General features: G+C 63.3%; 26 protein-coding genes. 9 read left to right on the top strand and 17 right to left on the bottom strand.

From position 1 onward, the window contains the following. Nucleotides 1-2: 2 nt before the first annotated feature. From QN222_RS03100 to QN222_RS03090, 3 genes are read right to left on the bottom strand one after another with little or no spacing between them, the layout of a single operon-like run. Nucleotides 3-698, bottom strand: a complete 696-nt coding sequence (locus QN222_RS03100) for an MIP/aquaporin family protein (RefSeq protein ID WP_283965360.1) — start codon at nt 696-698, stop codon at nt 3-5. 3 nt (nt 699-701) lie between these two features. Then, on the bottom strand, nt 702-1,211 hold the full coding sequence (locus QN222_RS03095) for an arsenate reductase ArsC (protein ID WP_283965359.1): 510 nt from the start codon (nt 1,209-1,211) through the stop codon (nt 702-704). A 19-nt stretch (nt 1,212-1,230) separates the two neighbouring features. Then, a complete protein-coding gene (locus QN222_RS03090; protein WP_283965358.1) occupies nt 1,231-1,590 on the bottom strand; it encodes a metalloregulator ArsR/SmtB family transcription factor in 360 nt (119 codons plus the stop codon). A 121-nt stretch (nt 1,591-1,711) separates the two neighbouring features. On the opposite strand from QN222_RS03090, the gene QN222_RS03085 reads away from it, so the two are divergent. Further along, complete coding sequence (locus QN222_RS03085) at nt 1,712-1,948, top strand: hypothetical protein (RefSeq protein WP_283965357.1); 237 nt, start codon at nt 1,712-1,714, stop codon at nt 1,946-1,948. A 104-nt stretch (nt 1,949-2,052) separates the two neighbouring features. Here the strand turns inward: QN222_RS03085 and QN222_RS03080 are convergent, their stop codons facing one another. After that, nucleotides 2,053-2,427, bottom strand: a complete 375-nt coding sequence (locus tag QN222_RS03080; protein WP_283965356.1) for a hypothetical protein — start codon at nt 2,425-2,427, stop codon at nt 2,053-2,055. Between the two features lie 418 nt (nt 2,428-2,845). Between QN222_RS03080 and QN222_RS03075 the strand changes: the two genes are divergently transcribed. Further along, nucleotides 2,846-3,253 (top strand): DUF1236 domain-containing protein, encoded by a 408-nt coding sequence (locus tag QN222_RS03075; protein ID WP_283965355.1) that lies wholly within the window; start codon nt 2,846-2,848, stop codon nt 3,251-3,253. Between the two features lie 591 nt (nt 3,254-3,844). On the opposite strand, the gene QN222_RS03070 is transcribed toward QN222_RS03075, so the two are convergent. Further along, nucleotides 3,845-4,063, bottom strand: a complete 219-nt coding sequence (locus tag QN222_RS03070; RefSeq protein ID WP_283965354.1) for a hypothetical protein — start codon at nt 4,061-4,063, stop codon at nt 3,845-3,847. 365 nt (nt 4,064-4,428) lie between these two features. Between QN222_RS03070 and QN222_RS03065 the strand changes: the two genes are divergently transcribed. Continuing rightward, nucleotides 4,429-5,220 carry a thioredoxin family protein gene (locus tag QN222_RS03065; RefSeq protein ID WP_283965353.1) on the top strand — a complete coding sequence of 264 codons (792 nt, stop codon included), beginning with the start codon at nt 4,429-4,431 and terminating at the stop codon, nt 5,218-5,220. Between the two features lie 219 nt (nt 5,221-5,439). Here QN222_RS03065 and QN222_RS03060 read toward each other — a convergent pair whose 3' ends face one another. The 6 genes from QN222_RS03060 to QN222_RS03035 form a co-directional block, all read right to left on the bottom strand. Beyond that, nucleotides 5,440-5,748: an EthD family reductase gene (locus tag QN222_RS03060; protein ID WP_283965352.1), complete on the bottom strand. Its 309-nt coding sequence runs from the start codon at nt 5,746-5,748 to the stop codon at nt 5,440-5,442. Nucleotides 5,749-6,153: 405 nt separating this feature from the next. Further along, entirely contained in the window at nt 6,154-6,495 is a 342-nt protein-coding gene (locus tag QN222_RS03055; protein ID WP_283965351.1) for a 4a-hydroxytetrahydrobiopterin dehydratase, read from the bottom strand. Continuing rightward, the gene (locus tag QN222_RS03050) at nt 6,492-7,235 is read right to left on the bottom strand and encodes an SAM-dependent chlorinase/fluorinase (RefSeq protein WP_283965350.1); all 744 of its coding nucleotides are present in this window, start codon (nt 7,233-7,235) and stop codon (nt 6,492-6,494) included. The genes QN222_RS03055 and QN222_RS03050 overlap by 4 nt, the downstream gene beginning before the upstream one ends. Before the next feature lie 103 nt (nt 7,236-7,338). Continuing rightward, the gene (locus QN222_RS03045) at nt 7,339-8,880 is read right to left on the bottom strand and encodes an HlyD family type I secretion periplasmic adaptor subunit (protein ID WP_283965349.1); all 1,542 of its coding nucleotides are present in this window, start codon (nt 8,878-8,880) and stop codon (nt 7,339-7,341) included. Between the two features lie 3 nt (nt 8,881-8,883). Beyond that, entirely contained in the window at nt 8,884-10,662 is a 1,779-nt protein-coding gene (locus tag QN222_RS03040; RefSeq protein WP_284005220.1) for a type I secretion system permease/ATPase, read from the bottom strand. 70 nt (nt 10,663-10,732) lie between these two features. Beyond that, complete coding sequence (locus QN222_RS03035; RefSeq protein WP_283965458.1) at nt 10,733-14,725, bottom strand: DUF5801 repeats-in-toxin domain-containing protein; 3,993 nt, start codon at nt 14,723-14,725, stop codon at nt 10,733-10,735. Nucleotides 14,726-15,478: 753 nt separating this feature from the next. On the opposite strand from QN222_RS03035, the gene QN222_RS03030 reads away from it, so the two are divergent. Further along, nucleotides 15,479-16,714 (top strand): alpha/beta hydrolase, encoded by a 1,236-nt coding sequence (locus tag QN222_RS03030; RefSeq protein WP_284005218.1) that lies wholly within the window; start codon nt 15,479-15,481, stop codon nt 16,712-16,714. A gap of 312 nt (nt 16,715-17,026) precedes the next feature. Here QN222_RS03030 and QN222_RS03025 read toward each other — a convergent pair whose 3' ends face one another. Next, nucleotides 17,027-17,380, bottom strand: a complete 354-nt coding sequence (locus tag QN222_RS03025; protein ID WP_180938104.1) for a DUF2200 domain-containing protein — start codon at nt 17,378-17,380, stop codon at nt 17,027-17,029. Between the two features lie 189 nt (nt 17,381-17,569). Continuing rightward, nucleotides 17,570-18,412, bottom strand: coding sequence for an oxaloacetate decarboxylase (locus QN222_RS03020; protein ID WP_180943120.1), 843 nt, complete (start codon nt 18,410-18,412; stop codon nt 17,570-17,572). A 393-nt stretch (nt 18,413-18,805) separates the two neighbouring features. On the opposite strand from QN222_RS03020, the gene greA reads away from it, so the two are divergent. Then, a complete protein-coding gene (greA, locus tag QN222_RS03015; RefSeq protein ID WP_283965460.1) occupies nt 18,806-19,288 on the top strand; it encodes a transcription elongation factor GreA in 483 nt (160 codons plus the stop codon). A 51-nt stretch (nt 19,289-19,339) separates the two neighbouring features. Here greA and QN222_RS03010 read toward each other — a convergent pair whose 3' ends face one another. Beyond that, nucleotides 19,340-19,798, bottom strand: coding sequence for a pyridoxamine 5'-phosphate oxidase family protein (locus QN222_RS03010; protein ID WP_283965461.1), 459 nt, complete (start codon nt 19,796-19,798; stop codon nt 19,340-19,342). Nucleotides 19,799-20,248: 450 nt separating this feature from the next. After that, nucleotides 20,249-20,491 carry a hypothetical protein gene (locus QN222_RS03005; RefSeq protein WP_283965462.1) on the bottom strand — a complete coding sequence of 81 codons (243 nt, stop codon included), beginning with the start codon at nt 20,489-20,491 and terminating at the stop codon, nt 20,249-20,251. A gap of 59 nt (nt 20,492-20,550) precedes the next feature. Here QN222_RS03005 and QN222_RS03000 point away from each other — a divergent pair, with 59 nt between their 5' ends. Beyond that, a complete protein-coding gene (locus tag QN222_RS03000) occupies nt 20,551-20,736 on the top strand; it encodes a hypothetical protein (RefSeq protein WP_283965463.1) in 186 nt (61 codons plus the stop codon). Here QN222_RS03000 and QN222_RS02995 read toward each other — a convergent pair. Continuing rightward, complete coding sequence (locus QN222_RS02995; protein WP_283965464.1) at nt 20,733-21,047, bottom strand: hypothetical protein; 315 nt, start codon at nt 21,045-21,047, stop codon at nt 20,733-20,735. The genes QN222_RS03000 and QN222_RS02995 overlap by 4 nt on opposite strands. Before the next feature lie 230 nt (nt 21,048-21,277). On the opposite strand from QN222_RS02995, the gene QN222_RS02990 reads away from it, so the two are divergent. Next, entirely contained in the window at nt 21,278-21,418 is a 141-nt protein-coding gene (locus QN222_RS02990; protein ID WP_284005217.1) for a hypothetical protein, read from the top strand. Nucleotides 21,419-21,635: 217 nt separating this feature from the next. Here the strand turns inward: QN222_RS02990 and QN222_RS02985 are convergent, their stop codons facing one another. Then, a complete protein-coding gene (locus QN222_RS02985; protein ID WP_283964306.1) occupies nt 21,636-22,319 on the bottom strand; it encodes a helix-turn-helix transcriptional regulator in 684 nt (227 codons plus the stop codon). A gap of 960 nt (nt 22,320-23,279) precedes the next feature. Between QN222_RS02985 and QN222_RS02980 the strand changes: the two genes are divergently transcribed. Both QN222_RS02980 and QN222_RS02975 read left to right on the top strand, forming a co-directional pair. Next, nucleotides 23,280-24,248 carry a hypothetical protein gene (locus tag QN222_RS02980; protein ID WP_284005215.1) on the top strand — a complete coding sequence of 323 codons (969 nt, stop codon included), beginning with the start codon at nt 23,280-23,282 and terminating at the stop codon, nt 24,246-24,248. Beyond that, nucleotides 24,217-24,672 (top strand): hypothetical protein, encoded by a 456-nt coding sequence (locus tag QN222_RS02975; protein ID WP_283964303.1) that lies wholly within the window; start codon nt 24,217-24,219, stop codon nt 24,670-24,672. Before QN222_RS02980 ends, QN222_RS02975 begins: the two co-directional genes overlap by 32 nt. The last annotated feature ends 992 nt before the right edge of the window (nt 24,673-25,664 follow it).

Below are 25,664 nucleotides of genomic sequence, written 5' to 3'. Positions count from 1 at the left end.
GGTCATTGGGCTCCCTTGGGCGTTATTGCGGAAATAGAGGATCGCTCGGTGAGCATCCAAGCGGCGACGGCCGTGGCGACGAGCGCGCCGAGGACTTCGGCGATGATGAAGCCCGGCACATCCATCGGGCGGATGCCGGAAAAGGTGGCGGAGAAGGCGCGGGCGATGGCGACGGCGGGGTTCGCAAACGATGTCGAAGCCGTGAACCAATAGGCTGCCGTGATGTAAAGGCCGACGAGCCAAGGGATGGAATCGCCTCGGAAGCGCAGTCCGGCGAGGATCGTAAAGACCAGGCCGAAGGTGGCGACAGCCTCGGCGATCCATTGGCCGGTGCCGGTCCGCACCGTTTCCGAGATCTGGAACATCTGCAGGTCGAACATGGCATGGGCTACCAGCGTTCCTGCAATGCCGCCCGCAACCTGTCCAACCACATAAAGCGCCGCCGCGTATGCTTCGATCTCCCGCCTGGCCGCGAACACCAGCGTCACTGCCGGATTGAAGTGCGCGCCGGAGATCGGCCCGAGAATGCTGATCAGGACGACGAGGATCGCTCCCGTCGGTATGGTATTGCCGAGCAGCGAAACCGCTACGTCGTCCGACAGGCGATCTGCCATGATGCCGGAGCCGACGACAGTAGCGACCAGGATGGCCGTTCCCAGGGCCTCTGCCGCGACGCGGCGTTTCAGGTCGAATGCCATGCTTCAGCCTGCTTTCGGAATGTCGCGGCCGATCTCGTCAAGTCGCCTCTGCAGGGCAAGCCTGTCGAGGCTCGTCATTGGCAGACTGGTGAAAATCGAAATGCGATTGTTGAGCATCCGGTAGCTCTCGGCGAAGGCAAAGTGCCGCTCGGCCTCGTTGCCCACGGCCGACGCCGGATCGGGGACTCCCCAATGGGCGGTCATCGGCTGCCCTGGCCAGACCGGACAGGCTTCGGCCGCCGCCTTGTCGCAGACGGTGAAGACGAAATCCATCTGCGGCGCATCGGGAGCCGCGAACTCGTCCCATGGCTTGGAGCGTGCGAAGGACGTGTCGAAATTCAGTCCCTTGAGGAGTTGCAAGGCGAACGGGTGAACTTCTCCCTTGGGATGCGATCCTGCCGAATAGCCCTTGAACCTGCCCATCCCGAGCCGGTTGAGAATGGTCTCGGCAATGATCGAGCGAGCCGAATTGCCCGTGCATAGAAAGAGGACGTTGTAGACTTTGTCGATCATCGGCTTTCTCCAAGCTGGCTCAACGAGTGCGCGTCTCCTCCCCGGGAGGACAGCATGGGGTCAAATCGGAAATCAAAGGGGCGCAGAGGCTCGCGTGGCCGCCGCAGCAGTCCTGCAGCAGATAGAGCACGACCGCGCGGAACCGGTCGAGATCGACGCGGTAGATGATCGACCGGCTTTGCCTCTCGCCTCGGACCAGTCCCGCCTGGGCGAGCGTCGAAAGATGCGCCGACATGGTGTTCTGCGGCACGTCAACCAGCCTGGCCAGCTCGCCGGCGGCAATGCCGTCGGGTTCGCGCTCGACCAGCAGTCTGAACACCCTCAGGCGCGTGGGTTGCGCAAGTGCCGCAAGCGCGGCGATCGTTTGTTGTTCATCCATAAATCCAGAATAGTGGATTTATGTGTCGAGTCAATGCCGGGCGCTATGGTAGCGCCGGGTGGAGTTCAGCAACTACGCGCGGCGCTGTATTCTTCTGAGACAACAGGGAGGAGGTGGAACGGTGTTTTCATACGCTGCTCGCCTTGTGGCAATCGTGACGCTGGTGGCCGGGGTCTGGGAGATCGTGCTGGGGCTGGTCATCTCGACGGGGTATCTGGATCCGGATGTCGTGTCGTGGTTCACGACGGTTTCGTCGTTGGGCGAGGCCCTGGATGAAGGGCTTTACTGGATCATGTTCGCTGTCGCGCTCGGAACGCTTGCGGAGATAGGATTGGCCGTGCGCAAGCGGCGCGAATGAATGCCGCGGCAGGATAAAGGCGTGCCGACATACGGCCCGTACTGCAGCGCCTCTGAGCGACCGATAGGATGTGCGGGGCTGCAAGTCTCGGGTGCTGGCCGCGTTCAAGCCTCCGGGGCGGTGTCCACGAGCAACTGGAAGAAAGTCCCGGCGGCATCCCGCGGCGTGGCGGCGGCGAGCCAGTGAGGCTCCGTCATCACGACGACGCGCCGCTTCGCGTCGCGCTTATCCGGCGCTTCGGACTCGTAAACCGCGCATGCCATCCCGGTCTTCGCACAGAAGGCGATTTCGAACACGCCGGACGGTTTGCCGTCCGGTGCGTCATAGATTTGCAGCACGTAACCCTTGAAGGCCTGGCGTTCGCCTCGCCGATCGAGCTCGCGCAGGATCGATGGGGTGAGCTTGTCCCGGTCGACAGGCAATGGCGGCGTCCAGAAAGGGCCCGTCGCAGCATCATCGAGCATCGCGCCTGCGCACATCTTTCTCGCTCCTGTAGCTGGAGGGCACTCCTGTAGGGTGAACGGCGGGGAAGCTATCATTTTTGCGCCGGTTGTGACAGGCTCGGAACTGCAACTGTTCAAGGGCCTGCTGCATAGAACGTTACCACAGTCGTCTACTTGTGGCGCCCAATAGGGCGGCCGGCGCTGTCGTGTAAGGCAAAAGAGGGTCCCAGAGCGGTTAAGAAGGGACAATCGCGGTGGCTCTGGGACCTTTTCGCGCCGACTGCGGTGTCGGGGACTATCGGTGACGTCGACGCTCTGTTGTCACCATATGTTTCATGCGGAAGGCCCGCAACCGTCCTAGGACCTTTGGCATCCCCTGTCGGACTTAAGTCCTGCGGCTGGAACAGTTTTCCCGGGAGGTCGTTGACCCTTCATCCAACGAAGGAGATGACCAATGAGAAAACTCATACTCATCGCTGCGGCAGCTGCCCTGCTGGGCGGCCCCGCGATCGCTCAGAACAATAACGACGGTAATCGCAGCACCGCTACGGGTATCGTCGGTGGCGCCGCGACGGGCGCCATTATCGGCGGCCCGGTCGGCGCAGGCGTCGGCGCGGTTGTCGGCGGCGCACTTGGCGGCGCGCTGGCACCGCCACCGCCGAAGGTGATTACCATGGTCCAACAGATGCCACCGCCGCCTTCGGTCGTCGTTCAGGAACGGGTCGTTGTCGGCCAGCCTCTTCCCGAGACGGTCGTGCTGACTCCCATCCCGGACGCTCCGGAATACTCGGTGGCCGTCGTCAACAATCAGCGCGTGATCGTCGAACCCAGGTCGCGCACCGTGGTTCAGGTCGTCAACTGACCGACCGACCTGAAGCGCCGCGTTCGGCGCGATCATCCGGACAACCTCTGCTGCATGTTCCCTTAAATCGTCGCCGATCTAAGGACGAAACCATGCAGCGAACCAAAGTGCTACAGCGTCCTTTGCGCGCCTGATAGGTCGCGTTGGCGCTGTAGCCATCAACCGGAGCCCGCCGCCCTGGCGGGCTCGTCCTGCAAGTTCATGCCAAAATCGAATATGGGACCTTTGTCCAATCGCGCTGGGACTAAGGTCCATGGACCACGGGGTGATGGAGGACGATACTTCCCAATCTTTGGGAGGGTGCCGGGCGGCATGCACCGACACAAACCTAAATTTATTTCAGAATTGATTTAGAGCGGGGGCCCTTCGGCAGAAAAAGCGCACGGGACCCCGCTTGTGCGGGATGTGCAGTCCGGCTTCCAGGAATTTCCCTTTAGTAGTGCTCTATATCATCCCAATAGTCAGCGGGACTTTTCTCATGATTTGTGCGGTAATGGCCGCTTGGGATGAAGGTGGCGGGCGGAGAGCGCAGAGGTATCCCGCTCCTGCCTGGATTTTGGACAGGGGAGGTCGAGGCGATCCCTGTTGCGATCACTGCGTTCCTGAGAGGCGCTGGCGCAGGAAAGGCACGGTGAGCACTTTCAATAGCGCCGGATCGCGAATGCCGAGGTCGTAGTTGAAGATCAGGCGGGTTAGGGTGCCCTCCGCCACGGTGCTGGCGCGGAGTATCTGATGATCCTCCAGCAACTCCTCGAACACCGCGCTGAGCATGTCGACATCGTGCAGGGGAATGTGGGGTCGGATCGGCATAGCGCATCTTCCTCCGTTGGCGCGACAGCGCTATGACATCAGCGGGGCCCTGAATATTCCCGCGGATGGCCAGATGATGCGTTCTCGTGCGGGGCGCTGGCTATTAAAAATATTAATCAGTGTGTCACACGCGCCGTTCTTCCGGTTGTGTGCGTTAATAAAGGTATGGCCGGAACGCGCGATGACAAGCCCGCCAATGCCGTCTTACCGGCGCCGGGGGCCGCTTATGCACGCGCCGCGGTTGCAAATCGGCGCCATCAAAATGGTGACACACTTGTTACTCGCACCCTTCGCGATCCGGAGCCAGACTGTCCCTACGGACAACAACGGGCGATCTCGCCCCAAGATCAGGAGGTTCAAGAGCAATGACTACGCCAGCCGAGAACGGACGGAGAGACGGACAGCCTGCCATGCACACGCCAGCGGTCGTACCGGCCGAGACGTGGGAGGCGGCCCGGCAGAAGCTGCTCGTCAAGGAAAAGGCCCAGACCCGCGCCCGCGATGCGCTCGCCGCCGAGCGCCGGCGCATGCCGTGGATGGCCGTGACGAAGGATTACGTGTTCGAGGGGCCTGACGGCAAGGTCAGCCTCGCCGACCTTTTCGACGGCCGGCACCAGTTGATCGTCTACCGCGCCTTCTACGAGCCGGGCGTGTTCGGCTGGCCCGAGCACGCCTGTCGCGGCTGCTCCCTGGTCGCCGACCAGGTGGCCCACGTCGCCCACCTCAACGCCCGCGACACGACGCTCGTCTTCGTCTCGCGCGCACCCCAGGCGGAAATCGCCCGGCTGAAGGCGCGGATGGGCTGGGAGATGCCGTGGTTCACCATCACCGACAGCTTCGACGCCGATTTCGGCGTGGACGAATGGCACGGCACCAACGTGTTCTACCGCGACGGCGAGCGCATCTTCCGCACCTATTTCATCAACAACCGCGGCGACGAGCAGATGGGCAGCACCTGGAACTACCTCGACATCACGCCGCTCGGCCGGCAGGAGGTCTGGGAGGACTCGCCCGAGGGCTATCCCCAGACGCCGACCTACAAGTGGTGGAACTGGCACGACAGCTACGTCGCCGATGCCGCGCCCGACAGGAAATGGGTCGAGGTGTCGGACGCCGGCGAGGCGGCGATGCGCAAGCAGGACGCGGAGAAGAAGTGACGAGCGAGGCCGCTTCGGAGGGGCCGACCGGGCAGCGACTGTCGGTCGGCGACCAACCGAAGGCTGACCGATACCGGTTCGGGGAGTTTCTACTGCATGTCTCCTTAAATCGACCTCGGTTTAAGGACAGACATGCAGCAATTCAAAGTGCTACAGCGACCTTTGCGCGTCTGATAAGACGCGCGGCGCTGTAGGTGCCCCGGCCGTCGTGCAAATGAATCAAACCTCTTCGGAATCAAAGAAATAAAGATCGACGCCGCCGTCTGCGAAGTTCGCCAGATCTCCAGCCGCGGCCTGACCCTCCGGTGATGCGAACGCGCGCTGGATGTCGGGTATCGAATCGAAATGAAGCGTGGCGACAAGGTGGAGATCGGCCGCGCCGGCGGGGGTCGAAACCCCGCCACTGCTGATTTCGTATTTTCTGAGACCAGGCAGCTTCTTGGCCAGGGGAATGTGGGTGGAGCGGTAGTATCGGTCGAAAGCCGCAGTGTCCTTGGGCATTCTGTAAAGGACGAGAAGCTTGGCCATCAGTTTCCTCCTTGGGAAGGTTGCCAATCAAATTCCGACGCCCAAACTTAGACTGGGACGTTCAGTGGTGGCAACGGCGGCTTAGGGGTCGCACTCTGCGGGCTCTCGGGCGGGACAGGTTGCCGCCGGGTATGTGAGTGCTACTTGCGTCACTGGTCCGCAGAGGAGCATTTCCTGGTGAAGCACTCTGGAGCCACGCCAACGACCGCCCGGCGACGCGCGCCGGCTGGTCAGGGTGATAGCCGCCGGGGTAACGTCCGGCCTGCGGATCCGCGTCTTCGCACAAATTGGGGCGAGCGACATCGCCGCGCTGTCTTGTCAGGCGCGCAACGGACGCTGCAGCAATTTCCGAAAGGGCGCAGTCGCGGAAAAGGCCGACTTTTACTGGCCGGCCTCACCGGAAACTCAGGATGCCTTCTGCAGCTCGTTGATCTTCGCCGCCATGATGAAATCGTTCTCGTGCAGGCCCTTGATCTTGTGGGTCCACAGCGAGACCTCCGCATGGCCCCAGCCGAAGCAGACGTCGGGGTGATGCCCTTCGTCCTCCGCCAGCCGGCCGACTTCGTCGACGAAGGCCAGCGCCTGTTTGAAATCGTCGAACTCGAACTTGCGGCGGATCAGATGTCCGTCGTCCAGGAGATCCCAGCCTGGTGTCTGCGAAAGATAGCCGGCGGCTTCGTCCCTGGTCAGCGGCGGTATGCCGCCACGGCAGGGCGTGCAGGACTTCTTAGCGATATTCTCGGTCATAAGGTCCTCCTTTCTGGAGAGGCGATTTCCACCGGGCTGCCGACCGCGAGGCCAAGCTCCCGGTCCGCGCGGCCCTGGTTCACCGCGATCTCGGCAAGCCCGTTCGAATTCTCGTACCAGAACGCGCTGCCCTGCAAGCGGTCGCTGAACGTTCCGGCCCGCTCCAACTCTCGGCCGGATACCGCAAGTTTCGCATCGGGCGGCAGCATGGCCGCCCGGAGCCCGGTCATGGCATTGCCGTAGTGATCAAGATAGATGATCTCGGCAAGGTCGTCCGGCCAGTCCGGCCGCCGATCGAAATCGTCGCGCGGCCGGGCGGGCGACGGCTCGCCGCGCGCCAGCATCGCCGCCACCGGCGCAAACAGGTCGCGCCCGTGGAAGCTGGCCGACAGTTGTTCAGGCCTCCAGTCGATCTCCCACGAGCGCGTCTTTCCGGCGCGCCGCTGGACCAGTTCGAACAGGCCGTTTCCTGGGCCGACATACCATCGCTGATCGGCCTCCACGACCACCGCCGGCCGCTTGCCGCCGACGCCCGGGTCGACGACGCAGAGAAAGACCGTATCGGCTGGAAACCACACGGCATAGGCCGCCAGCAGATAGGCCGATGCTGCCGGATTGGTGGCCGGTGCATCGGCGAAGAGGTCGATGACGGGAATGCCTGGCGCTTCCCGATGCAGCACGGCCTTCATCTGCCCCGTATAGGGCCCGCTGAGGCCGAAATCCGTAAACAGCACGATCATCCGACCAGCTTGCGCCTCCTGCATGGTTCCGTAAATCGGAATCGATTCAAGGAAACATGCAGCAGCGCTGGCCCTTGGAAAACGGTCGCTGCGAGGTGGCGTCTCAGTTTTCGATGAGGCCTCGCCGGCGGCTGTCGAGGATCGGGTTAAGCAGATAGTGGAACAGGCTCTGTTCGCCGTCCATCAGCATCACCTCGGCCGGCATGCCGGGAATGAGGTGCACATCGTCGAGCTTTGCGAGATCCGCCGGAGCGACCGCCACTTTCGCGAGGAAATAGGTCACGCCCGTGCGTTCATCGGCGATCGCATCGGCTGAGATCGAGCGCAGCCGGCCATGAATGAGCGGCAGGCTGCGCTGCCGGTAGGCCGTGAGGATCACGCGGGCGGACATGCCGGGCCTGATGCGCTCGATGTCGGTCGGTCGAACCCGGGCGTCGATGACCACTCCACTGTCATTCGGAACGAGGTCGAGCAGCGCCTGTCCCGGCTCTATCACGCCGCTCTCCGTCGTCACGTGGAGATTCATTACGATGCCTGCAACGGGAGCGCGGATGACCGTGCGCTGGAGTATGTCCTCGCGCGACGGCAGCTGGCTTTTGAGCTCCGCCAGGATCCGGCGCATCTCGGCAAGTTCCGAACCGAGCTTTTCCTGGCGCTCTTCGTCGATCGTAAGCAGTTGCAGATTGGTTTCGCCCATGGCTTGCGCGTTCTCGGCGATCTTCGCCCGGTTGGCCGCCTTCGCGGCGGCGATATCGGCGCGATGACGCTTGAGCGCCAGTATTCGCGGCTTGCGCTCCAGATGCTTGTCGAAGAGCTCCTGCGCGGCCATTATCTCTTCGTCTACCAATGCGATCTGATCGGCCTCGGCGGCGATCACCTCCCGCAGACCGGCGTTCTGCTCCTCGAGTTGGCGGATGCGCGCCTGGAGGATCTTGATGCGACCCTGATGCGCTCCTTGCCGGCTCACGAACAATTGCCGCTGCCCCTCCATCAATGGCTGCAGGTCCGCGGAACTGCTGTGAACGAGAAAATCGGGGAAGCTGATTTCGGCAGCGTCGGTGCGCTCGGCCTCGAGTCGGGCCTCGGTCGCCAGGGCGTGCAGAAGTCGCTCCCGGACTTCCGCGTCCTGGGACCGGGCCTTCGTGTTATCGAGGGTAATCAGCGGATCTCCGGCACGGACCATGTCACCTTCGCGGACGTGGATCGACCGGATGATCCCGCCTTCGAGATGCTGAATGGTCTTGCGGTACCCGTCCGGGCTGACGACGCCGGGGGCGAGTGCTGCGCTTGCCAGCGGGGCGAGCACGGACCAGCCGCCCAACACCGCAAGGAACAGCACGATTGCCAGGAGCCCCAGACGTCGCGGCATTCTGGTGGCGGCCGAGAGCGGATCCGAGGACGTCTCGGCGCCGGGCCGCCTGCTGGGGCGCAGCAGCCGCGCGAGGACGAAGAAAGCGATAGCCGCGGTCGCCGGGATGATGAATGCAATGGCTGTCTCGCTCAATGTGATGCCGGCAAGCGCCAACTGATCATGGATTGCGGCGACCACCGCGGCGTAGCCCGCCAGCAGCCGGTCGAGGGTACGGGATAGCTGCATCTCGATGCGGCCAACAAGAATGCCAAGCAATTCCAACTTGTCGGACATGCTTCATTCCCCCGCTTTGAGGCGGTTCTCACGGTCAACGATCTCAGATGGCTCCCCGGGACGAGCGGCTTGCAATGGAGTTGGCAGGGGCCTCGTGACCGTCGATCCGGCCGGCTGTACCTGCCGCACCATTTGCTCGCGCGGGCCGAAGGCTGCAACGGTGCCGTTGTGAAGCGCCAGGACCTTGTCGGCACACTTCAGCACCGAAGCCCGGTGCGTGACGATCAGTACGGTTGTTCGAAGCTGCTTGAGGGTCGTCAACACTTCGATCAGGGCTCGATCGCCAGCCTCGTCCATGTTCGCATTCGGCTCGTCCAGCACGACGAAGGCGGGGTCGCCGTACAAGGCGCGCGCAAGACCGAGGCGCTGCCGCTGGCCGAGTGAGATCCGCTGCGAGTGCAACGCGATCTCGGTTCCGTAGCCGTCCGGCAGCGAGAGGATGAGTTCGTGAACGCCGGCGACTTGCGCTGCGCGGATCAGCGCGTTGCTATCCACCTCCCGAAAACGTGCGATGTTCTGGGCCACCGTGCCGGGCAACAGCTCGACCTGCTGCGGCAAATAGCCGATATGGGGCCCGAGATCCTCCGGATCCCAGTCGAAAACGTCTGCCGCGTCGAGGCGCACATGGCCCTTGTTCGGTTTCCAGGCGCCGACGGCGAGGCGGCAGAGGGTCGATTTGCCGGCGCCCGATGGCCCGACCACGGCACAGTTCTCGCCCGGGCCGATCGCGAAGCTGATGGCATTGAGCACCGGCTCCTGGCAGCCGGGAGGGACATAGAACACGGTCTCGAAGGCAAGCCCGCCTTTGGGGCGGGGGAGGGAGATGCAATCAAGCGCATCGCGTGACGTGCCGGCGAAGAGCTCCTTGAGGTTCGCATGAGCGTTCCTCGCGGCGACGAAAGCGCGCCAGGCGCTGGTCGCCCGTTCGATCGGGGCGAGCGCCCGGCCCATGACGATCGAGCCGGCAATCATGGCGCCCGCGGTTATCTCGCCGCGAATGACGAAATAGGCGCCGGCTGCCAGGATGGCGATTTGCAGGATCAGCCGGAGGCTGCGCGAAATCGAAAGGATCGTGGTCGTCCGATCGGACAATAGCTGCTGCTCGGCCACCACCTCGGCCTGGCGGCGGCGCCAGCGCTCGAGCACTGCCCGTGCCATGCCGAGAGGCGAGATCGTCTCGCCGGCATCGACAAAGCGCATGGCATTTTCCTGGTGGGTCTTGGTGACGGCGCTGACGCGCTTCTGCCGGTCCCGTGTCAGTGCGTCGTTCGCCAGGGCGAGCCCCACGAGGAGGACGGCGCCGGCCGTGGCAACCACGCCCAGTGCCGGGTGCAGGGCCCAGATGAAGGCGAGGAAGATCACGCTCCAGGGCATGTCGAGAAAGGCGAGCACGGCGTCGCCCGCATAGAAGGTCCGCAGATCGGTGACGTCACGGGTGCCGGCGCGGCCCTCCTTTCCGGCGAGCCGCACTTCCATGGCGCGCCTCAGCATCGGTACGTTGAGCTCGCCATCGAGCCAGCCGGCCGCCCGGCCGAGGACCACCCGCCTTGCCTGCTCGAGCGCACCGTAGATCACGACGGCAAAAACCGCGATCAGCGTCAGCCACAGGAGCGTGTCCAGCGACCCGCTCGACAGCACCCGGTCATAGACCTGCAGCATGTAGATACTGGCGGCGAGGAGCAGCAGGTTGAGAAGGCAGCTCAGCACGATCAGCAGCGGGAACTGCCTGCGTATGGCGCCCATGACCTCCGCGAGCCGGGTGGTGCTGGAGTCGTGTGGCATCGATTACCTTCCGTGACTGGAAACCTTTGGGAAGGATGCGAGCCCGCCCGTGAGCGGGCTCGCGATCGCGTCAGACGACCGTGGGGTCGAGGTCTATCGAGAACCCGTCCGAACTGCTGTCGCCATCACCGTCGAACAGCGTCGCGGTGAAGTCGAGGTGGAGCGACTCCGGATTGAACGTCTCCGAGGTGGTGAACTCTATGACCGGAACCTTGATGGTGCCCGTGCCCATCACGAGCTGGATTGCGTCGATGTTGTTGGGTCCATCGGGATCGCCAACCGTGAAGGAGACGAGACCCTTGCCGGCGGCCGTGAGGTCTCCGGCGACGACCTTGGTCGTAGTGCCGACAGTCCCATCGGTGAAGTAGATCCGATAGAAAAGGTCCTCGCTCGCCGGGGTGTAGCCACCGTTCGTCTGGTCGTTGATGATCACCTTCATGCTGCTGACATCAACGTGCGGGTCGACGACGAAGCTCTCGTCGATCTTGCCGCCCTGGGTCGTTGCACCGTCGATTCCGGCGTTGGCGTTACCCTCGAACAGGTTGTCGGCGAGACCGATCCCCGCCGTGCTGACATTCATCTGTGCCGAACTGAGATAGTTGGCGTTTGCTTCTATGTTAGCCTCGGTTGCATCAAGGAAGGCCTTGATATCGTTGGTGTTGGTCGTCGCATTGACGGCGGAGAAGACGATGTCGGTGCTGTTGACCGTCAGCGTCCGCACGGGATCCGGCCCGCCCGCATCAAGGCTTCCGTTCGCGGTCGAGAATGTGCTGACCGAACCGGGCGGTGTGGTGACCTCGATCGCATAGCTGTCGTTGTCGGGATCGAAGGTCAGAGTGAAGTCCACGGTCTCGTCGGTGCCGTCGCCGTTGAAGTCATCGGTGATCGACCCGTCGAAAGTGAAGTTGCCCGTCTGTGTGAGCGCGGCGTCGACGGTAACGGGACCGTCGTCGTCGATCTCGTAGCCGTCAAAGTTCACGCTCAGCGAGGCGAACCCGTCGCTGCCGGGATCGTTGTCGTTCCAGGTTCCCTGGGCGCCCGCGTCGTACGTCCCGCTGGAGTTCTCGACGGTGACAGTCGGCCCGTCGTCCTCGAACTTGAGCGTCAGCGGGTTGACCGCGGTTGCGGTGTCGCTGTCGCCGTCGCCGTCGGTGACGTGCTGCACCGCGAACAGGTTGGCGGTGGAAGCCATCGTCAACGCGTCATCATGCGCCGCCGCAGTGCTGCCGTCGGTCGTGTGCTCGAGTGTCGCGCTGCTGCGGGTGAGGGTCACTTCGCCGGTCGAGCCGTCAATCGTGACGGTGAAGGCGAGGGTGCCGCCCGTGCCGCCCTTGCGGCCCTCCCACTGGGTGTCACTGACCTTGACCAGCAGGATCTCGTCGGCCGCCGCGGACTCGCCTGTCAGCCACAGCCCGGTCCTTGCACCGGCCGTGCCCGACAGGGTGTAGGTTACGCTGCCTGCGCCGTCGGCGCCGTGGTCCGGGGCCTCGAACAGGTTAGCGATCGTCGCCGCGGCGATCGTCGCCGTATTCACGCCGTCGCCGTTGGCCGGCAGCGGCGACTCATCGACCGTCGCCGTCGGCCCTGCGACGTTCTTTGCCACGGCGTCCGGCCCGTCGTCCTCGAACTTGAGCGTCAACGGATTGGCGGAGGTGGCGCTGTCGGTGTCGCCATCGCCGTCGGTGATGTGCTGCACCACGAACAGGTTGGCGGTGGCCGCCATCGTCAGCGCGTCGTCATGCGCCGCCGCTGTGCTGCTGTCGGTCGTGTGCTCGAGCGTCGCGCTGCTGCGGGTGACTGTCACTTCGCCCGTGGTGCCGTTGATCGAGACGGTGAAGGCGAGGGTGCCGCCCGCGCCGCCCTTGTGGCCTTCCCATTGGGTGTCGCTCACCTTGACCAAAAGGATCTCGTTGGCAGCCCCGGACTCGCCGGTGAGCCACAGCCCGGTCTGCGCGTTGTCGGTGCCCGATAAGGTGTAGCTCAAACTGCCCTGGCCGTCGGCGCCGAAGTCCGGGGTCTCGAACAGGGCGGCGATCGTTGCCGCCAGGATCGTCACCGAGTTCACGCCGTCGCCGTTGGGCGGCAGCGGCGACTCGTCGAGCGTCGCCGTCGGCCCCGCGACGTTCTTCGCCGCCACATCCGGCCCGTCATCCTCGAATTTGAGGGTCAACGGATTGACGGCAGTGGCGCTATCGGTGTCGCCGTCGCCGTCGGTGACGTGCTGCACCGCAAACAGGTTAGCGGTGGCCGCCATCGTCAACGCGTCGTCATGCGCCGCCGCAGTGCTGCCGTCGGTCGTGTGCTCGAGTGTCGCACTGCTGCGGGTGACGGTCACTTCGCCGGTCGAACCATTGATCGTGACGGTGAACGCGAGGGTGCCCGTGCCGCCCCCTTTACGGCCCTCCCATTGGGTGTCGCTGACCTTGACCAGCAGGATCTCGTCGGCCGCCGCGGACTCGCCGGTGAGCCACAGCCCGGTCTTGGCGCCGTCGGTGCCCGAAAGCGTGTAGCTCACGCTGCCCTCGCCGTCCTCGCCGAAGTCCGGGGTCTCGAAGAGCGCGGCGATCGTCGCCGCCGTGATCGTCACCGAGTTCACTCCGTCGCCGTTGGGCGCCAGTGGCGACTCGTCGAGCGTCGCCGTCGGCGCCGCCACGTCCTTCGCCACCGCGTCCGGCCCGTCATCCTCGAACCGGACCTTCGAGCCGATCTCCTCGACGTCACTCGCGACCTGTCTGAGCGAGAAGCCGCCGAGATCGAAGGAGACGTTGCTGCCTGCCGGCTCGTCATTCCGGACCAGCACACGGTTGTGGTCGTCAGTGGTCGTATATTGGATGACATCGTCGTCCTTCACGCCCGCTATCGTGGCCGAGTTGCCCACGATGTCGATGTCCAGAGTGTTGGTGATGTCGACCCCTCCGCGGATAACGCTCACCGACTCAATGTTGACCCCAGTGTCGCCGGTCACGAGCGGGTCGTTGTCGATATAGTTGTTCCCGGTTCCGTCTGTCGTAAGAAAGGCCTGGATCTCCACGGTCGCGGTTGTGTTGGCACTGCCCGGATTCATCTGCGAGATGGTGATCGAGCCGCCCGTAACGTCCTGCGCATAGCCGCCGAAGTCGATGTTGGCCTCGTCGTTTGCCTCGGTTGGGCTGAGAGGTTGCCCAGGGTTATTGCCGGCGTTGGGCCCGGCGATATAGTCCGCGTTGGCCCCCGTGACGAAGGTGACGACCAAAGCCTTTTGGGCCTTGATATGTTGACCGTCCGTGCCGAGCGTGGTGGGGCCGCCGCCTTGGCTTGTGCTGACGGTGCTGCCACTCGACACGTTCTGACCGGCCGACTCGTTGGCCGGATCCACGCCGGTGATAAGGATCGCCTGCGACGTGTTTCCGAACATCATGAAGAGGTTCTGGCCGGAAGGCGCGTTGGCGAAGGAGAAGTCGTTCTCCGAGATGGCGGCGACGAACAGCTTGTTCGTCAGGTCGACGAAATCGTCATGATCGGCAACGCTGCTGCCATCGGTGCCGTGCGCCAGCGTGTAGCCGTCGGCGATCACCGTCCACATCTTTGCGCCGGTGGTGATGCCGGCTGTCTTGACCTCTTCGAGATAGATCGCGAACGCGATGGGATCGTCGCCGCTGTCGCCGGCCACGCCGTACACGATATTGTTGTTGGTCGGATCGGCGAAGAGAAAGACTTCCGTGACGGTCCCGTCATCAGCCACCGCGAACAACCCGCTGCTGGACGTGGATGTCGCGCCTGTCTCGTAGTCCGTGAACGCGGCTCCACCGCTGCCGGTGAGCGAGAAGTCGCTGGTCGCGTTGGCGCCGGTGACGTTGACGATGTTACTGCCGGTGTTGGCGCCGTTGTAGCCGCTGAGCGCGGCCTCGTCCACCGTCAGGCCGAGGGTGCTCAGTCGGCCGGAAAATGCCGTCGGCAGGCTGCTCGCCAAAATGTCATTGTCGTCGGCGTCGCCCGCGGGCGACGGTGTAGCGGTCGCGTTTTGCAAACCATCGGTTTCATCGAGAACGGCAAACGCGCCAGTCGGCGTGATCGTGATAGCCATGGTTCTTCTCCCTCATAAAGAGCGGCCTCAACGGTCGTCAGTTGTTCAGGTCCTCCCGCGGGAACCGCTGGAGTCGCCGGGGCGCACGCGTACGGGTCATGTATCGTGGAAAGAGGCAGTGGCAGGCTGCTGGCCGCAAATCATTGCAACCCAGCAATCGAATCGCTGTGACGATTGAAATAATCCGCGGATGGTACTTTTAGCGGCTGCCATTGCTGAATTACCTCACGCGGATCCCGCGCAAGGCACCCTCACTTGGATGAGGTCGTCAGCCATCTCTCGGAATAGGAGCGCACCCCGACTCTTTTACCTGCTCCCCTTGCTGGGTAGATAGCGGCGGCGTCGTGACTATGGAGCGCCTGCTTTAGGCTTTATTCAAGCTACCCTTAAGGATTAGCTAAATTAGCAACTAACGCTTTCGGAGTAGGCATTCGGCGATTGGCCGGCGCGTATGTCATACGAGCAGGTCGTGTCTCGCCCCGTTGGCGTGACATCGCTCCCAAGGATGGAACATTCAATGCGAGCTAAACCAATGTATAGGTGATGTCTCTGCTTTGCATATAGTAAATTTTCGCTCTGCATAATTTCTATTCTCCGCAGGTATAGTGTAATGTTGTAATAAAAATGAAGATACTTTTCGAAATAAAGTCGACGAATTCCGACTCATTCGCTCGGCTGTTGCGAAAGGCCTCAGCTTTATTATTAACATTACTCTGCGTTTTCCTCCTTTCGGCCTGCTTGAGCGAAAGGGACATGGTCCGCGACCTGGGGGTCGGGACGGAGGCTGCGGCTCCCAGCGTTAAAGAGGATAGTCCCCTCGATCTCCTCTACGTCACGGATCGAGCGCCTGCCGCTTCCGCCGATGGCGAACTCTCCTACGGCGCGTTTCGGGGTCATTCACTGAGCTTCGGCTCGGTCACGCTTGTTCGGGACCGGTCGCGTTTCCACGGTGGGGCAGCCGGACAGCATGACCAATTGCTGCGTGTTTCACGTACGACCAAGCTCGGCGAATTTCCGCAATCGCCGTACCCAATCGAGCTGACGCCTGAGGGGCCTCGTCGGGCACGCGCAACGGTAGATGCCCATGCGCGAGCGGTCGCGGGGCTGCAGGGCGAGCTGGCCCGGCGGCTGGCGACCGCGAAACGCAAGGAAGTGGTCATCTTTGTTCATGGTTATGCCAATAGTTTCGACGATGCCGCCAAAGCCACCGGCCAGATATGCAACACCCTTTCTGAGGAGTTTGTGTGCGTGTCGCTTTCGTGGCCGGCGGGCGGATCCGGCGGCGCGTTCTACGGTTACAATATCGACCGCGAGTCCGGCGAGTTCGCAGTGGCGGATGTCAAGAAGGCGGTTCGCATCATTTCTGCGACCAAGGGTGTCAGACGCCTCCACTTCATCGCGCACAGCCGCGGCGCAGACGTTCTATTGTCCGCCCTTGGGCAACTGGGAATGGAGGCCTATGCCGCGCGGTCTTCGCCGGCCGAGCGCTACAAAATCGCCAATGCCGTGCTGTTTGCTCCTGACATCGATCTGGATGTTGCCACAACAAAATTGTTCGGCTTCATATCTGATCCCGATACGCCCTTCGGAGCAAAGGCGACCCCCTACGGCCTGTTGCCGCGCATCGGTGCGCTGCATCTGACCGTATATTCATCCCCCAACGACCAGGCGCTTGCCATTTCAAGCGGGCTGTTCGGAAGCGTTGTCCGACTCGGGCGTCTGACCAGCGCGAGCATCAATTCCAAGGAGGCGGGCTCGAACGCGCTGTGGAAGAATTCGCAGCTGTCGGGCATCGCCGACTTTATCGAATACAAGGGAATTTCCGGCTTTGCGGGGCACAGCTATTTCCTGTCCGACCCTGCGGTTCAAAAGGATCTGGCTGCTTTGGTTCGGGATGGTCTCAAGGCCGATGATCCCGGTCGGCCGCTGGTCGAAATAGAGCGTCCTTTCTGGCGCATTCTCGGCCGCACTGCCGAGCATTCCCGCTGAGAAGAAATGATAAGCACCTCCACCGCAGCGGCCATCCGGTTCGTCGGGGATCTCCAGGCCGGTGAATTCCAGTCGAGATCGCAGTAGAATGCCCTGAAGAGTGGAGGGCACGGAGATGCGGCGTCCTCGCAGACACTGGAGCCGGCGCTATTGGGAAAATGTTGGCACGGAGATGCTTCTCACCTTGTTGGTCGCCATACCCATCGCGTTCCTGGTCTTCCTCGTCCTGACATTGTAGCGGGCGTCGTCTCCACCAAGCGAGTGCCCGCCTTGCCGGCAAGAACGTCACGCGGACAGAGATCGGCGGGCGCATCAATTCTCGCGCAGAATCTTGTCCATCGCTTTGCCCCGCGCCAGCTCATCGATCAGCTTGTCCAGGTAGCGAATCTCCCGCATGGTTGGCTCTTCTATGTCCTCGACGCGGACACCGCAGACGACGCCTTTGATCAAGGCTCGCGATGGATTCATTTTGGGCGCGTCGGCAAAAAACGTCTCAAAGTCGGTTTTCCTAGCCAGTTGAGCTTCGAACTCTTTCGGACCATACCCGGTCAGCCATGAGATGACCTGATCGACCTCCGCTTTGGTCCGCCCTTTTTTCTCTGCCTTCGCGACATAGTGGGGGTAAACGCTTGCAAAGCTCGTTGTATAGATCCTGTGTTTTGCCATTGTTTCCGCTCCCAAAGCTACCTACCGGGCTAGGTCGTTGTTGGCTCGATTACGACATTGAGCTGCAAATAGGTCTCCCGCTGTTGGCCCATTGCAGACTTCGCACGTCAGGATGCTGAGGTCCGCATTGCGTGGGATTCGGAAGTCCGTTGCGAAGGTGCTGAGAGGCGGCTATGTGAGACAATGCAGTCATCGCCTGTCGTCGCGCTTCTCTTGCGACATGAGCTGGCCGATGATCGCGGCAGGGAGCGCATCGGCGGCATAGGTGAACGTACCGGTCGATTTCACCTCCTCGGCCGAGCGCATCAACGCGCCGAGCGCGGCCCGTGCGAAGGAACCACCGACGCTGACCCGGCGCACCCCGGCATCCGACAGCTCCGCAACAGAGTAGCTTCGTCCTTTTAGCCCCATGACCACGTTGACGGGTTTGTCCACGGCCGCGCAGACGGTCCGGATGGCCTCAATGTCAGGCAGACCCGGGGCGTAAAGAACATCAGCCCCCGCTGCCGAGAAGGCTTGAAGCCGCCTGATCGTATCTTCCAGGTCGGGCCTTTCCCAAAGGTAGTTCTCGGCTCGTGCCGTCAGCAGGAAGGGCAGACCACGGGCCGCTTCTGCCGCAGCCCGAAGGCGTTCGACCGCGTGGGAAAGCTCGTAGATCGGAGCATCGGGATTGCCTGTCGCATCCTCGATTGATCCACCGACCAGCCCGACTCCGCAGGCCAAACGAATGGTTTCGGCGCAAGTCTCTGGCGCAGCGCCGAAGCCGTCTTCAAGGTCCGCCGAGACAGGCAGATCGGTCGCGCCGACGATCTCGGCGGCGTTCTCAAGAATCTCGCCCCTGCCGAGGCTGGCAAAGGAGTCCAGCTTGCCTTTTGAGAACGCATAGCCCGCGCTTGTGGTCGCAAGAGCCTCGAAGCCGAGACTTGCTAGCAGGCGCGCAGAACCGGCGTCCCACGGATTGGGGATGACGAATGCCTTGTCTCCGTAATGAAGTGCCTTCAGGCGCTCGAACTTGGCGTTTTGATCTAGCATCGCTTCCCCCGACGCATGGTTTCGTGAGTGAGAATAGCGGATTGAAACAGAATGGGAACAACCCTCTGCCTATCTGTCCGCAATGGCTCGAAGCGGCTTTTGAATGGGCACTTCCCCGACGACAGTAACGGGTCGACAGCGGTCATCGATCACCCAGCCGCAAACTTCCGCTCTGGCGCAAGGCGGACATCGACCATCGGGCGAAGACAATGCTCGGCACTGCCTTGTCCAGGGACGCGTTATTCCAGTCGCGCTGACCATCGGAAACATCGTATAAGGTTGATTGGCGCCGGCCGCCGAGAGGTGGACGATCGTCGCCGCAACCATGGTGCTACAACAGGGGCTGTGCACCATCCGCTGCAAGAGCCCACCGCGTCTGAATGGAGTCCGATCTTGAGCGTTGCCTTCGTCAAGGAAGAAAGTGCCGAAACGGCTGCGGAAACCCTGCTGCCCGACCGTCCGATTTCACCCCATCCGAACCTCGTGACGGAAGCGGGGTTGAAGGCGCTCGAAATGCAGCTGCAGCAGGCGCGCGAGGCCTATGATGCGACAGGCGCGATCGAGGATGTGAACGAACGGCGGCGGCAGGCCGCAAGCCCCTTGCGTGACTTGCGCTACTTTGCGGAGCGCGTTCGCACGGCTGAGCTTGTCGCTGACCCGACGTCGACCGACACGGTCGCCTTTGGCAGCACGGTCACCTTCAGCCGTGATGACGGGCGGGTGCAGACCTATCGGATCGTCGGCGAGGACGAGGCCGATCCCAAGGCCGGATCGATTTCCTATGTTTCCCCGGTGGCAAGGATTCTGAGGGGCAGGGCCGTGGGCGATGTCGTGAGCGTCGGCGATCAGGAGCTCGAGATCATCGCCATCGCGTAGGGCGCTGGTGTCGCCACCCGGAGGGTGCAAGGGCTCTGCAAGCCCTTTTCGTCATGTCGGGTCGCCCGGCATCGCCGCGCGGCCGGTGATCTCCTCGATATCGATGCAATAGAAGACGGGCGGCGCGGCATCGGTGATCTCTTGCGGGCCGGGCTTCAGGCCGCCGGGCTCCCACCAATTGACGTGTTTTTCGAGCAGCGACCAGGCGTGCAGCCGCTCGCGGCGCCATTGCTCGGTATCCGGCAATTCCTGGTAGCGGCCTGAGAGGACGACGCTCTTCCACTCGTCATGGCTCACAAGCTCGTCGATCTCGACGCAGACCAAGGGATTGTCGCGCATCCACTCGATCTTCTGCCCGAGCATCGAGAAGCCGTAGAGGCATCGGCCGGCAAGCGCGTAGTGGATCGGAACGATGTAGGGCCGGCCGTCCCGGCAGCAGGCGAGCCGGCCGAGGCGGCCCGAGGCGACGAGCGCGATTGATTCCTGCTCGGTCATTTCCCTGACGAACATGACTTCCTCCTGAACGACAGCGCCGCGCGTCTCGTGAGGCCGCGCGAAGGATACTGTAGCACGTTCAATTGCTGCGTGTTTCTTGCCTCAAATCGGTCGGGATTTAAGGAAACTTGCAGCGGGCGGTTCCGGACGGCCGTTGCCGGGAATGCTCAGGCTACCATCCATGAAGAAGGTTTTTTAGGCCCGCCCGCAGGCTTGCGCCTTGATACCGATCAAGTGTCAAGCCGCAAGGTGGGGCGGGGCCTCTTTGGGGAAGGGCCCGGCAGAGGCGCGCAATGGTTGCGGCGGCGCTTGATCGCGGGCCTCGTCCTCGGGCCGGCTACTGTTCAGCCCGGCTTGTGTTCAGCCCGGCTTGCGGGGGCGGCCGGGAGGTCCGATATGAGCGTCAGGCAAGGGGAGGCGGTTCTTGTCGCTCGAAGATGCGCCGCGCCGGTCGTCGCCTCGCCCCTAGTCGCCCGCCGCCGCCTCGCCCCTAGTCGCCTCGCCGATTGTGGCATCACCGCGTGCCGGCTCGACGGTGGCGTGCCGGTGCTCCTGTTCCAGCGCGGCGGCGATCTTCTTCAGCATTTCCCTCACCCGAAAGGCATGCCGCGCGGCGGCCTCGGCCTCGGTCGCGTAATAGGCGGCGCTCATCGCCTCGATCAGGTTCAGGGCGGCGAGGTTGACGACGGCATAGGTTTCGGCGCGCATTGGGGACTCCAAAGCAATTCCAGGAAAAGTGTGAAGCGGTTTTCCGTGCGGAATTGCGTGTGTTTGAGAAGCAATTCCAGGAAAAGTGCGAAGCGGTTTTCCGTCCGGAATTGCGTATGTTTGAGAAGCAATTCCAGGAAAAGTGCGAAGCGGTTTTCCGTCCGGAATTGCGTGTGTTTGAGAAGCAATTCCAGGAAAAGTGTGAAGCGGTTTTCCGTGCGGAATTGCGTCATCAAAGAATCTAGAATTGCTGGCGGTGATTGTGGGTACCGACGAGGCGCTGGCCGTGGCCGGTGCCGCCGCCGGAAAATTCGCGCTCGCGGTTGAGCACGAAGAAGGCGTCGTCGGTGAGCTCGGAGGCGGGCAGGGCCTCGCGCTGGAAGACGTTGCCATCAGCGCCGAGATGCCAGGCGAGCGAGGCGAGGCTGGAATAGACGCTCGCCAGAAAGGTCTTCAGCGCCTGCTGGTTCTCGGCGTCACTCGACCGGCGGAGATCGGCGGCAAAGAGTTCGTCGATATGGCCGTGCAGGCCGGATTTTATCGTGAGGATGGACATGCGGCCGCGCGCTCTCCCGGTCTCCGATGGGCCGGTCTGCCGGGCATCGGCGTGTTGTTCGTGTTGAGTTCAACATTCCACGCGACACGGATCGTGTCAACACGTACCGTGTTGTTTTGGTGTTGCCGACATGGTTCGGGTTTGATGCGGGATTCGGGGCGAGGGGGCATGGAGGCTTCCGCGCCGCCGCCACGGATTGTCCAGTGACGATGCGGAACCGGAAGTCTCTTGTGTCCAAGGACTTGGGCGCGCTGGTGACGGGCACCGGAATGAGGCGCGCATTGTTCGGCTATCTGCCGCTCAACTGGCTTGATGAGGTGACGGGCTTTTCCCCTTGTTCCGTCATCCTCGGGCTTGACCCGAGGATCTAGAATCGAGCGACCGTACTTGGTTCACAGGGCGCCATCGGCTGCCTGTGTTTGGATCCTCGGGTCAAGCCCGAGGATGACGGTGCCTCGGGTCAAGCCCGAGGATGACGGTGCCTCGGGTCAAGCCCGAGGATGACGGCCGAGTGCGGGAGTCTGATATCCAAGGCGCCGTGGCTGGAGCGAAGGCGCCCGAGCAGCCCAGCCGCGCACCAACTCCCGCTCACGCATTCCCGGCGAGCGCGATGTAGTGGACCGAGTGGACGGTGTTGGCGTCGAAGCGGAGTTCCTTTGGCGGGTTGAACTGCTCGAGCACCAGCTCGGCGGTGTTGTGGCGGACGAACTTCTTGACGTAGGCGAGCAGCGCGCCGTTTTCTTCGAGCCGGATCTGGGCGATCACATAGTCGCCGCGCCTCACCGGGCGTTTGGGGTCGACAAAGCAGACCTCGCCGTCCTCGTAGCGCGGATACATGGAATCGCCGGAAACCGAGACCGCATAGGCGCCGGAAATGTCCGAGAGGATCGGCGGCGCCATGACTTCGTACAACACATTGCCATTCATTAGGAATTCACCGTCCACTCCGCCGACGGCCTGGCCGAAGACGGGGATCTTTTTGCCCTGGCCGACGACCGGGGTGATATCCGTGCCGTTCGGCTCGTCGACGCCCACGGGCTCCACGGGCGCGGCGCCGCTGCCCGCCCGCCGATCGCCGTCGAGCAGCCACAGCGGATCGACATCGAAGCGCCGGCCGTAGAACTTGGCCTCGGCGAGTTCGAAGTCGTTCTGGCCGTTTTCGTGGGCGCGATAGGTCGAGGCGATGACGCCAAGCGCGTTGGCGGCATCGGAGGCAAACCGATAGCCGGCCTTGCGGCGCGCCTCGCGCAATCTTTCAGCTTTGTCGCTCATGGATCGGAACATATTCCTCGCTCGTCGTCCGGAACATAGCGACATGCATAACACAAATCATGTTGACATGGCAACACGAATGGTGTCATTCATGACGACATGGAAACGCGAACAACGGAGGCAGGGATGAAGAGGCGGCAGCGTAAGATTTTACCGACCTTCGTCCGGCTTACGCCTTTCAAGCCTTCGGCCGTGCCCTAGATCAGTCTTGTGGGCATCCCCTTGGATGCCCCGGGGGACTGGGCGGGGCCAGCAGAAGGGCGACGCACGATCTTCCCGGTTTTTGAGGTGCTGGTGGAGGCGGAAGTCCGCTTCGCAAATCCGCGCGCCCGAGTTTCTCGGGGTGCGGGTGTGAACGGAAAGCGCCGTCGCACGTTCCCGAGGACGGGGATGCGGGGTGCGGACGGAAAACCGCTTCGCACCTTTCCTGCATCCCGGGGGTTCTTGGGATGCGGGGTGCGAACGGAAAACCGCTTCGCACTTTTCCTGCACCCCGGGGTTCTTGGGATGCGGGGTGCGGACGGAAAACCGCTTCGCACTTTTCCTGCACCCCGGGGGTTCTTGGGATGCGGGGTGCGAACGGAAAACCGCTCCGCACTTTTCCTGCACCCCGCAGGAACTGATCGCCGCTCTCCTCCCCGGCGATCAGCGCGAAGCCCTGTCGGCTGGACCTCAACCGACAGGGCTTCGCACCCGAACCAAATGTCGTCCGGCCGTGGCCGGGCGGGTGAGGGAGGAGGTCCTGCGGCCGGTTCGGCGCCTGCGGGAATTCGAGAACATCGATGGGATGCGCAGCGAAATCGGCGCCGCGACGGGAATTCCGTGCAGGCCCGGGTCGGGTGCGCGCTTGCGTGATCTCTTGTGATCTCCTGGAGCGGCGCGCCGGTCCGAGGGGTGAGGTGGAAATTCAAACGGTAGCGGCGTTCGGCAAGGCGCTGTTCGTGAGAGGCGGAAGGCAGGATGAGGGAAGCGGCATTGCGGATCTCGGCGATCGTGGCGGCGCTGGTGGAGGCAGGGGCGACGCCGGAGATGATCCTTTCGGCGGTTTCGACCGCCGAGGCGCATGCGCTCGACGCGCTTGAGCGGCGCCGAGCGTCCGACCGCGCCCGCCAGCAGCGCCGCCGGCAACGGCTGGCGCGGGAGGAAGCGGAGGGAGTTCAGGGCGAGGCTTGCCCGCGTCACGCGACGGCCGGTGACAGCCGCGTGACGGAGCGTGACGCCCCCCTTCCCCATAAAGAAAGGTCCCCCGCACCCCCTAAAGAAATTAACCCAACCCCGAACCCAATAGCCGCCGGGCCGGCCGTCACTCGCCGGGCCTCAAATGCTCCAGGCCAGGCGGGGCAAAGTCCCGCTGGGCCAAGTCTTTGGCGTTCTGATGAGCGGGACGATGCCGCCGGAATCTTGCCGGCCGAACCACGACCAAGCGCGTCTCCGCAAGCTGAGCGCCCGGTCGCCGAGTGCCGGCATGGCTATCCGCCGATGGGGCATGGCAACGGTGATTACCGGGAGGCCGGGCATCGGCGGGCCTATCGCGGCGAGGCCAACCGGAGCGGGGGAAGGCGGCGGGGGACGCGGCTGCCCGACGCTTTCGCGCCCGACTGGGATTTCGCGGCGGGCAATGGCTTTGGCCGGGCGGAGGCGGAGGCCGAGTTCGAGAAATTCCGCGACTACTGGCGCGCCAAGGCAGGGCGCGAGGCGAGCAAGCTCGACTGGCAGGCGACCTGGCGCAACTGGATCCGCAATGCCGGCCGGCCGCGGGCCTTTTTCGGGCGGGCGCCGCCGGGTGATGCGAGCGGGAAGGGCAATTTCAGGGCGCACCAGGACGAGGTGCAGCGCGAACTCGATAGGGCATTGGGACGGGCAGGCAATGACGACTTTACCGGTACGACTTTCGAACTTGAACGAAGAGATTGGCAGGCTCGCCGATAGCCAGAGGCCGGCGCCGCCGGAGCGCGTGGCCGAGTGCCTGGACGCGCTGAAGCGCGGCGGCATGGCGGCGCCGGCTGCGATCGCGCCCACCGATTTCCTGCGCGAATACACGCTGGCGCTTTCGAACGTCCCGGCATGCGGGCTGATGGCGGCGATCGTGAAACTGAAGCGCGGCGAATATGCCACCGCGAAGCCCGCCTTCATGCCATTGCCGGCAGAACTCGCCGCCTTCGCCCGCAAGGAGGCGCTGGGCGCCAGGGAGGACATGGCCCGGGCGCGGGCGACGGCGGAGACCCTGCAGGCGCTTTCGCGGCCCAAGCCTTCGCCGGAAAGCAAGGCGCGGGTACGGGCGATCCTCGCCCGTTTTCGCGGGCAGGTAAGCGCGGATCGGGCCGAGCCGCCCCTGCCGGAGCAGGGCCAATGATGGGGGTGCGCGCGGCTGCCGCCGCTCACACCTGGAACCTCATGTCTTTGACGAACACAGGGGTGGCGGAGTCCCGGTTGGCTGCACAGAGAGCAGCAACCGCAGAACATGCCCCGGCTCGATCTTGCTCAGCCATAGCACCGTCCTCCCGTGCTCGTCACAGGAATCCAGTGCGCCCAAGTCCTTGCGCGCGGGGGAATCTTGCGTCGAGCGGGATGGTGGCGCCGCTTTCGCAGCGTCCGTGTTGCGCCCGGACGGAGTCATTCACGGCGCCGGCGCGCCGTGGCTGGATCCCTGTGACGAGCACAGGGATGAGGGAGTGCTGGGTTGGCCGCACAAGACAGGTGGAGGCTATCGCAGTTCAGGTGCCACACATGACGAGTGACGGGGCCACACAAGGAGCATCGACCACCGCACCCTCGGTTGGCTCGATCTTGCACAGCGTCAGCCTCGCTCTCCCTCATTCCTGTGCCTGTCACAGGAATCCAGTGCGCCCAAGTCCTTGGGCGCGGGAGAATCTTGCGTTGAGCGGGATGGCGGCGCCGGCTTCGCGGCGTCCGTGTTGCGCCCGGACGGAGTCATTCACGGCGCCGACGCGCCGTGGCTGGATCCCTGTGACGAGCACAGGGATGAGGGCGTGCTGGGTTGGCCGCGCAAGACAGGTGCAGGCTATCGCAGTTCAGGTGCCACACATGACGAGTGACGGGGCCACACAAGGAGCATCGACCACCGCGCCCTCGGTTGGCTCGATCTTGCACAGCCGCAGCCTCGCTCTCCCTCATTCCTGTGCCTGTCACAGGAATCCAGCGCGCGCAAGTCCTTGGGCGCGGGAGAATCTTGCGTTGGAGCGGGATAGTGGCGCCGGTTTCGTGGCGTCTGTGTTGCGGCCAGACGGAGTCATCCACGGCGCCGATGATGTTCAGCCCGAACTGAAAAACATTAGCCGGCGAAATGATTGAGTCCTCAAGAGGCGCCGAAACGCGAAACGAGGC

The sequence above is a fragment of the Sinorhizobium sp. 6-70 genome, assembly GCF_030124375.1.
GTDB lineage: Bacteria > Pseudomonadota > Alphaproteobacteria > Rhizobiales > Rhizobiaceae > Sinorhizobium.
Note: the sequence above shows the minus strand (reverse complement) of the source record. Positions and strands in the feature narration are given on the sequence as shown.